The organism is Ruegeria sp. AD2(2025) (genome assembly GCF_056542385.1).
Genome location: NZ_JBQFZS010000023.1, coordinates 1 through 8,935, shown reverse-complemented (window position 1 = coordinate 8,935; position 8,935 = coordinate 1). Strand labels below are relative to the sequence as shown.

The window sequence follows — 8,935 nt, the reverse complement described above, 5'->3', positions numbered from 1 at the left end:
CTTACCAATGCACACTTGTGGTTCCTAGCCGGTGAAGAGTCAAGGACGCACCCTCGTCACGACACGGCCGCGCAACGAAGCCGAACACTGTTAGAGGAGAATCAAAAGGCGACTTCGTTCGCGACCTGTTTATTGGCCGGTCCATCTTCGCCGCATCGAACATCAACGACCGGTTTGCCCGCCGCGCAGCGGCGTCCGCAACTTCGCAATTGCAGCGATTTTCCCGCTGCGTGCGCGCGCAGCACAAAAATCAAAGGTACAGGTCGGGCTCACTAGGGACCTTAGCTGCAAGGTGTTTGGACTACGGAATTGCGGACAAACCGGACTTGTGCGATTGCGGCAATTGCTGACGCAGCATTGATTTGCTGTCGCAGCACATTCATCGCTGCGTTGCAGCTGTTGTCGCCAGACCGGTCATTCAAAGCTATGATGATGCGATACTATCAAACTGTAGTTTCGAGGCACATAGGATCAGCAACTTAGACGCCGAACAAAGCCAACGTTTGCGTTGTCGCAGGCAGTGCAGCAGGACAGGCCATGCGGGCCTTCAGCCAGTAAGCAAATTCTCGTTGTGGCTCATGCAGGTGGCGGGGAAGAGGGAGTAATTCGCGGTCGTGGAATTTTTCATTAAGATGAGATATTGCAGAGATTGGATCTTTGGTTCTTGCTTCGTGTTTGAATTGATCGGGAATGAAGCACCAATAGTGCTTCTATTTGTTGTTATGCTTTTTTGACGAGCGTAATCTTGTTTTTCTGACAGGAAATTAACGTTACTGCCGAACGCGATAGCCGGAAGCAATGATCTTGTTTATCAGAACAGCGGCGGCCTGGTGCATGTCCTTTTCATCGTTATTGCCGACCGCTGTTTCGTGGACAGCAGCTGCGTCATGCAGAACTCCCACAATTTCATGTTCGGGCAGAAGCTCACGATCTTTAATTGCAAGCAAAAGCGCTTCACAAATTGAGAGTGCGGCCATTCCTGAATGGTCTTGCCGGTCAGCCATGGTAGACGTCCTTTTCTAACAGGCGTCCAAGCATGGAAGCGCCACGATGAATTGCACCATACTGGCATAGATTGCTGTATACTTAACTGATCGAAAGCAGTCTTGGCGTCGGATAGTTTCGCGGGCTGCTCATCGATGAAGGAAGAACACTTGCGCACTATCAAAAATAGTCCACTCACCCGAAAGCTTTCAAACTTCGTCGCTCTGACTGAGGTTGAACTTGCGGTATTGGCACGCCTGCACAAGCGTCGCAGAACCTTTGAAGCCGGACGTGACCTTGTGCATCAAGGGCAATCAGAGCAGGCGGCCTACATTCTGGCCTCGGGCTGGGTTTGCTCCTACAAAACCCAGACAGACGGGTCGCGTCAGATAGTCGATTTCCAAATACCGGGTGACTTTCTGGGCTTGCGAAGCGTTCTGCTGCACACCTCGGATCACAGCATAGAACCAATCATGGAAATCCAAGCCATTGAGGTGGCAGTGGATGATCTTCTGGAAGCATTTGCGCAAACGCCCCGGCTGGCGACAGCAGTTCTTTGGGCGGTCTCTCGAGATGAAGCGATGGTGGTTGAGCACCTGGTCAACATAGGACGGCGAGATGCGGGTGAGCGCATGGCGCATTTTCTATTGGAACTTGGTGTGAGGCTGTCTCAGGTCGGGATGGCAAGCAAGACGGGATACGCCTGCCCACTGACACAATACCACCTTGCCGATGCACTGGGACTGAGTGCCGTACATGTTAATCGTGTCCTACGGCAACTGCGGGAGAAGGGGCTGGTTACTTTTCAATCCGGGCAAGTGGCATTTGATGATTATGACGGACTGGTGACGTTGGCCGGTTTTGACCCCACTTATCTGGATCAGGCCGGGCCACTGTTGAAGCAATAGGTTCACCCCTTCGGCGATGCCGGGATTTTGATGATAGTTGCCTGGTTAGAGACGCCATTCGCTTCGGCAGATTTTGGATTTCACTGAAAAAGAAGCGCAAGATAAATACAGTCCGATTGCGGTACTGGATTTCCTGCGCTTCTCAATTACTCGTTAAGAACACGCCAGCAAATATCCCGCCAACACACATCACGTTGCCGGAATCCAAACATCGTTGCACTGACGCAGGTTAGTCAATTTTTGGCAGTACCTGATCCTCGGGCACCAAATGCATTTGAGATTCCAATAAAATCTCAGGTCATTGGCCGCAGACTAACATCGATCAGCGCGCGTCTGCCATTTGCACATTATTCTAAATTACAACGCCAGTACTACCGCAGCGCTTACGAGCGTGTACCGCGGCAGACTGCGCGGGGAAGATCCAACAAACTATATGGAGGACCAAGGTGAGCACGAGATCGTCCAGTTCTTTGGTGACGTTTTCAAATCCGTTCTCTTTGTCCGGCTACCCGGATGAACTTCCTGCAGGCGAGTATGAAGTAGTTGTTGTTGAAGAACTACTACAGGGCCCGAGTTTCGAAGCATATCGCAGAACCGGAACCTACCTGACAGTTCAGGGCAAAGGCAGCAAGCCAGGCCGCACGGAAATGCGCCCAATTGACCCAGAAGATTTTGAACTGGCGCTCAAGCAAGACCAAACCTTGGCCACATCTAACAATGACAGCGATGCGGCGCTTTCCCCGCAGGAGGAATAGATTATGAACACGCCCGAATGGCTTAAACCCGGAATCTACGGCGCCCTGATCGGAGGGGTTTTCGTAGGCGTCGTTGGATTTTCTTGGGGTGGATGGATGACCGGCAGTAACGCGGACAAGATGGCCAACGCCATGTCCCGCGACAATGTAATCGCTGCGTTGGTTCCGATCTGCGTCGACATGGCGAGAACTGACACCCAACGCGCCGAAAAAATAACGACAATCAAAGAGGCTTCTTCTTTCAAGCGGAAGGATGCCGTCATGGAGGCAGGCTGGGCAACGGTACCGGGATCCCAAACCCCCAATAAAGATCTGGCACAGGCCTGCATTGAGGGGCTGAACCTGGATGGATCGTAACTCAATCACTCAACATTCGGACAACGCCGTTTGCACCAGGACAAATCGAAAAAATCAGCACTGGTTTTACTCTCACTTTATGACGGCGCTGTTTGTTGGCGTTTTCAGTTGCTTGACGGGCTCCTTTATCTCATCAAGTCCCGCCTCGGCCGAAACAAATTCGATCCCGGATAACGCGCATCCCAAAAAGTATGGCGACGGTTGGGAATGCGATTTGTCCTATCGGTTGAAAGGCGAAGAATGCGTGGCCATTGTCGTGCCGGGAAATGCCTACCCTACAAACAGAACCTATGGCTCAGGGTGGGCATGTATGCATGGCTTTGTTGAAGTTGGCGGCACCTCATGCACTGAAGTGATTGTGCCTGAGGGTGGATATCTCGATCCATCAGGTGAGAGGTGGCGGTGCCTGCGGGGGTACACAAAAGTAGACGATAGCTGCCAAAAAATCGTGGTGCCGGAAAATGCTTATCTGACGAACAGCACTTATGGATCTACATGGCGTTGCAACCGTGGCTACGAAATCGACGGAGAAGCATGCGTGGCAGTAGCAGTTCCGGAAAATGCTTTTCTGAACGCATCAACCAGCGGGCGTCCGTGGACGTGCGAGCGTGGATATTTTGAGCGCGACGGAAGGTGCGATGCCGTGTTTGTGCCTGAAAATGCTTTCTACGATGACGCGATCCATGGAGTTGGATGGAAATGCGAACGTGGTTACGAGGCGTCCGGTGATCGCTGCAATGCAATCGAGCTACCGGCAAATGCCCATATCGACCGATCCGGCAATGGGTGGCAATGCCACAAAAACTATCATCGATCAGAAGGGCTGTGTGTACTGAACCAGTGAGAATTCAGACAGAAAGCCCACTTTCCCAAACTTCACAATTTTTGCCCGTCCTTACCAAGGACGCGCGTTTCACACTCTAAAAAGGAACAGATATGAAACCCGTACCCATTGCGTCGGATGCCAAGCAGTTCATTGCCAGCGATGCGCAAAAGCTGGCGCCTGAACAAGCAGTTTTTCCAGAGCTTCACCGCAAGACACTCGTGACAGATACACCGACTGCAATTGTGTATTGCGAAGGAAACTTCGCAAAGATCGATGGCAAGACGGCTAATGGTCTCGTTCGACATTCACAGGCCTATCGCGTTCTTTCGGTGATTGACAGCACGTATGGCGGTTGTGACAGTGGCAAAGTGCTTGATAATATCGCAAATCAGGTTCCCATCTTCGATGATCTTGATGCCGCCGTCGCTAATGAAGCTACGATCCCCGACACTTTTATTTACGGAATGGCGCCGGCCAGCGGCAGAATGTCCCTTGAGGATCGCGAAGTTGTTGTGGATGCGATAACGCTCGGAATGAACATCGTCAGTGGGCTGCATGAATTTCTTAGCGATGACAAGGAGCTCGCCGGATTTGCCAAAATTCACGATGTCACGATACGCGACATTCGCAAGCCGCGGCCAAATCCCGACCTGCGCCTGTTAGATGGCAGTATTGGAGACGTCCAGGCGATCCGCATCGCGGTGTTCGGCACCGATTGTGCAATTGGAAAGCGTACAACCGCGACAATCCTGACAAACGCACTTAACACGCATGGGATCAAAACAGTTTTAGTTGGCACCGGCCAGACAGGTTTGATGCAGGGCGCCAAGTATGGCGTTGCGATGGATTCGGTGCCGCCGCAATTTTGTTGTGGCGAACTTGAGCGTGCTGTTGTTGCAGCATCTGAAGGTGAGCGCCCCGATGTCATAGTGATCGAGGGCCAGGGCGCGCTAAGCCATCCGGCCTTTTGCACATCAGCCTTCATTCTGCGAGGCAGTCAACCACATGCAGTTATTCTTCAACACGCGCCTAAACGAAAACGTCGATGTGATTTCCCCAACATGACTATGCCCGACCCTTGCGATGAAATCACCCTGATCGAGGCTTTTGCGAACACAGAGGTAATTGGCATGACGATCAACCATGAAGGAATGAATGATATTGAGATTTCAAAGGCCATCACAGACTATAACCGCAAATTGTATCTCCCGGTCACTGACGCATTGAACCGTCCTCCAAAAAACTTGGTGAATATGGTTCTATCTGCCTTTCCGCGCTTGCAACCCGTACGTGCTACGACGATTGAATGAGCAAGCTGCGTATCGACGTTGATCTGGACAAAATTCGGTACAACACACGGTTCCTGGTCGACCACCTTAGACCCCGCGGCATTACGGTGACAGGTGTGACAAAAGCCGTGTGCGGTCATCCTGAGATTGCGAATGCTATGCTTGAAGGTGGCGCGACAGGGCTGGCGGACGCGCGGATCAGCAATATCATGCGTATGCGCGATGCTGGAATCTCGTGCTCTATATCCTTGATCCGAACGCCCATGCTGAGCCAGGTCGCGCAAGTCCTTGATAACTGCGATGTCAGCTTCAACACTGAGATGGACATTATCGCAAGCCTGGCCATGAGTGCGCTGGGAAAGAACATTACTCACAATATTATCCTGATGGTGGAAATGGGGGATATGCGGGAAGGCATCTTGCCTGAACACATTGAAAGCACTGTGTCTCAAATTCTTAGAATGGAAGGGATTTCTCTGAAGGGGATTGGTGCAAATTTTGCCTGTCTGGGTCATGTGGCACCCTCTGCAGGAGCAATAGAATTGCTTTCGTCGCTTGCCGTCGGCACCGAACTTGCAAATGGACCCGCTCTGGAAACAGTGTCAGGCGGCGGCTCAGCCAGTTTGCCATGGGCGCTTGGCAAGGGGGCGACTGGAAAAATCAACAACCTGCGTCTGGGTGAGGCCATCCTGCTGGGTACCGATCCCGTTTCGGGGTACGCGATCGACGGGCTTTACACAGATGTTTTCACGCTTTGGGCGGAAGTGATCGAAACGAAGACCAAATCAAATCCAAATCCCTTGCAATTGAATTATCCTATACCTTCAATGCAGTGTGTGACTTTAGACAGTCCTTCGAATACTCGGTCGATCCTTGCGATCGGACTCCAGGACACTGATGCGGCGGGTCTAATATTCCCTGCTGGCGTCACGTTCGTCGGAGCCACCAGTGATCATATCGTTGTTGAAAACACCAATTGTCTGCTTCGCCCTGGTGGCGAGGTGAAGCTGAAATTGAACTATAGTGCGCTCTCGCGCTGCATGGCTGCGCCCGATGTAGCAAAGGTCTTCCATGGTGATAGCGCTTTGGTTGACTGCAACGCAGCGAACACTGATCGCCCATACTCGAATCGAAGGTAGCGCGCCAAGGTGCCGCCGCCTCGGTTCTGCTTCAGCCATCCGTCATATTCTACGGCTCTACGTAGTAAATGAGGCACCCAATCCCTATATTGGACGTAGCCGCATTCACTTTTCACACCCCATCTGGGCTCGTGGGTGTTGCGGACAATCAAAGGATCAAAATGATGTCTTTCAAAGACCTGACGACCAGAGCGGCTGCCGCGCTAAAGGAAAACGATGCGAGCGTACCGAAAAAAGAAGTTACGTCTGAAGCGCCTGACGTCGTCCCCGAAAAATCAAAGCCTAAACCTCAAAACTGATAATACCCTGCCGGGAGTGGGTGGCTTGTTCTTGTCTGCATCTCCGAGCGAGCAGTATCAGCAAAGGAGAACTACCCAAATGAACCAGATAATCAGCAAGACAATCGCAGTCTTTTCCAGGCCGTTTTCTTTCCCTGGCTTCGACGAATTACTCCCGGCAGGCGAATACGACATAGAAACTGAGCTTTCCGCACCACCAGATTATTCGGACCCAGAAGCCTGGAAAGCATCGGTGTTAATCTGTCTGCATCCACGGAAATCTCACCCCGGTCTGGCGCGTACCTTGACCGTTTCTCTTACTGATTTGGAGAGAGCCCGCGCAAAGGATAAACTGTCTTCAAAGCAGTTGTCGCAGTTCTTGCTCGGCCAGCTTTTGGCCGATCCGATGGTGCAATTGATCATGGAAGCAGATGGTGTGTCTGAGACTCAACTTCGGCACCTCTACTCGGAGTCGCTCATTTCTGAGGCAGACGACGGATCATCAGATCAACGAACCATACCGCGAGGATGCGGAAGCGGTTCTCGGTATGCTTTCGCTGTCCAAGCTGCTGAGAACGAAGGAATGCCGGTTCGTCCTAATAAAACCCCTCGGATTACAGGCCGTCCCATCGGACAGTCTGAACCAGGCAGCTCCTTCAATCTCAAGGCTTAGGGCTCGAAACTTTCTTTTCCAGCCGCTGTATAAACCAAAACAGAAATCGAGGCTAAGAACTGATGGAAGACCCCGACAACGAAGCAGATACGATCATGGCTCGCGCCCACAATGACGTGCCGCAAGAACGCCCATGTCTTCGTTGCAGAACTCCATTCTGGAGCGAAGGGTTTGGAGAGCGGATTTGTCGACGCTGCAAGGGGTTGAACGCGTGGCGAAATGGCGTATCGGTAAGCCCCGGGCTAGCTCGGCGTCGCTGATAACCTGACGACGGTCTTACCAGCTTTTCTGATCAAATCTCATTTTATCTTATTGGTGCTGACCCAGCCCGCTGACCCGGGCCTTTTAACCTGGAACCCGATCGGTAATCGGTGCTGAAGACGAAGCGCATGCGCGGTTTGGATTCGAACCGTTTTTCTGTGTGGCGATACGGGCTCAAGCTGCCGAATGCACACACTTAAACCATGCCAGTATTCATAATCGGACAGCAGGCATTCACGCCGCTTGTACTATTCGGTGGTCAGCGCGGTGCTGTTGCTTGGGTGCGGAGGGTGGATCGGAGTGAAAAATATGCCAAGAGTCCAACTACCTGCAGTCACCCCAAAACCCAGAGCTTGGAACAAGGGGCGGATCATCGGTCAGAAACGACCGCTACTCCCAAAACAGGTCTGGGCGATCCGTGCACGGCTCGAACTTGCTGGAAATCTGCGTGATCTCACAATGTTCAACGTCGCGATTGATAGCAAGCTACGCGGCTGCGATCTGGTCAAACTCGCTGTGACCGATCTTGTCAAAGACGATCGCGTCCGTGAGCGTGTTTCGGTGATCCAGAGCAAAACTAAGCGATCTGTTCAATTCGAACTGACGGAAAACACGCGAGAAACTGTATTGTTATGGGTAAAATCGCCGGAAATGTTTGCTAGCCGGTTCATGTTTCCAAGCCGATTCCATGATCGACCACACATCTCGACGCGCCAGTATGGCAGGCTGGTTCGAGGTTGGGTGACCGCAATCGGATTGGAACCGAGCGGATATGGCACGCATTCGCTTCGCCGAACCAAAGTAGCTGAGATCTACCGCAAGACAGGAAATCTCCGCGCGGTCCAACTTCTGCTCGGGCACACAAAAGTCGATAGCACCGTGCGATACTTGGGCGTTGAATTGGAAGACGCGCTAAGCATTGCAGAGCGCATAGACATCTGAGACAGTTTGGCGATCGGTGCTGTCGGTCGCCAATCCATAGCGGTTCTAGTTCTTTTACGCAGGGGGGGACGTAGCGAGCCCTGAGCGGAAGTGTCAAAATCTTGTTGCGTGCGCTCGCAGCACAGATTTCTCGGCACAGGCGCAATTTACAGGGTACGGGACCGAGCGGCCATTTGATCGCGCCGCGGGTACTTGTGCAGAAGCGGCGCGAACATCCCCGCCTGACAGCCAATGTCGTCCGGCCAGTCATTCCTAGTTACGAGGAAGCCTTGATCACATACTCCTCTTTCGCCGCACTCAGGCCCGGCAACTGAAACGCCGACTTAAACTGCCACCCGCTGATAGCCTGGCCCCAAATCGACACAACGAAAAACTAATACCAGACAATTTCTTTCGGTAGTTCACCAGGAACCTTGGTCACCGGCAGTTTCAAATACTACTAGCCGTAGCGGTGCTCCCATTGCGACGAGGGAAACTTCCTTGACTCTATGCTGGCTAAGAACCACAAAAGTGTATTGGTGAA

Annotated in this window: 10 protein-coding genes; 9 read left to right on the top strand and 1 reads right to left on the bottom strand. The window is 52.3% G+C overall.

Annotation, left to right across the window (positions count from 1 at the left end; translation table 11 throughout):
* Nucleotides 1–770: 770 nt before the first annotated feature.
* Complete coding sequence (locus ACR1XV_RS21245) at nt 771–1,004, bottom strand: hypothetical protein (RefSeq protein ID WP_010442296.1); 234 nt, start codon at nt 1,002–1,004, stop codon at nt 771–773.
* A gap of 135 nt (nt 1,005–1,139) precedes the next feature.
* Between ACR1XV_RS21245 and ACR1XV_RS21240 the strand changes: the two genes are divergently transcribed.
* The 9 genes from ACR1XV_RS21240 to ACR1XV_RS21200 all read left to right on the top strand — a co-directional run bounded on the left by ACR1XV_RS21240 (nt 1,140) and on the right by ACR1XV_RS21200 (nt 8,412).
* Nucleotides 1,140–1,892 carry a Crp/Fnr family transcriptional regulator gene (locus ACR1XV_RS21240; RefSeq protein WP_480535008.1) on the top strand — a complete coding sequence of 251 codons (753 nt, stop codon included), beginning with the start codon at nt 1,140–1,142 and terminating at the stop codon, nt 1,890–1,892.
* Between the two features lie 446 nt (nt 1,893–2,338).
* Entirely contained in the window at nt 2,339–2,647 is a 309-nt protein-coding gene (locus tag ACR1XV_RS21235) for a hypothetical protein (protein ID WP_480535006.1), read from the top strand.
* 3 nt (nt 2,648–2,650) lie between these two features.
* Nucleotides 2,651–3,004, top strand: a complete 354-nt coding sequence (locus ACR1XV_RS21230) for a hypothetical protein (RefSeq protein ID WP_480535004.1) — start codon at nt 2,651–2,653, stop codon at nt 3,002–3,004.
* Nucleotides 2,994–3,848 (top strand): hypothetical protein, encoded by an 855-nt coding sequence (locus ACR1XV_RS21225; protein ID WP_480535002.1) that lies wholly within the window; start codon nt 2,994–2,996, stop codon nt 3,846–3,848. Before ACR1XV_RS21230 ends, ACR1XV_RS21225 begins: the two co-directional genes overlap by 11 nt.
* Before the next feature lie 92 nt (nt 3,849–3,940).
* Nucleotides 3,941–5,140: an N-acetyltransferase DgcN family protein gene (locus ACR1XV_RS21220; protein WP_480535000.1), complete on the top strand. Its 1,200-nt coding sequence runs from the start codon at nt 3,941–3,943 to the stop codon at nt 5,138–5,140.
* Nucleotides 5,137–6,258, top strand: a complete 1,122-nt coding sequence (locus tag ACR1XV_RS21215; protein WP_480534998.1) for an alanine/ornithine racemase family PLP-dependent enzyme — start codon at nt 5,137–5,139, stop codon at nt 6,256–6,258. Before ACR1XV_RS21220 ends, ACR1XV_RS21215 begins: the two co-directional genes overlap by 4 nt.
* A 164-nt stretch (nt 6,259–6,422) precedes the next feature.
* Nucleotides 6,423–6,557, top strand: coding sequence for a hypothetical protein (locus ACR1XV_RS21210; protein ID WP_480534996.1), 135 nt, complete (start codon nt 6,423–6,425; stop codon nt 6,555–6,557).
* Nucleotides 6,558–6,636: 79 nt separating this feature from the next.
* Entirely contained in the window at nt 6,637–7,209 is a 573-nt protein-coding gene (locus ACR1XV_RS21205; RefSeq protein WP_480534994.1) for a hypothetical protein, read from the top strand.
* 570 nt (nt 7,210–7,779) lie between these two features.
* Nucleotides 7,780–8,412, top strand: a complete 633-nt coding sequence (locus tag ACR1XV_RS21200; protein WP_480535010.1) for a tyrosine-type recombinase/integrase — start codon at nt 7,780–7,782, stop codon at nt 8,410–8,412.
* The last annotated feature ends 523 nt before the right edge of the window (nt 8,413–8,935 follow it).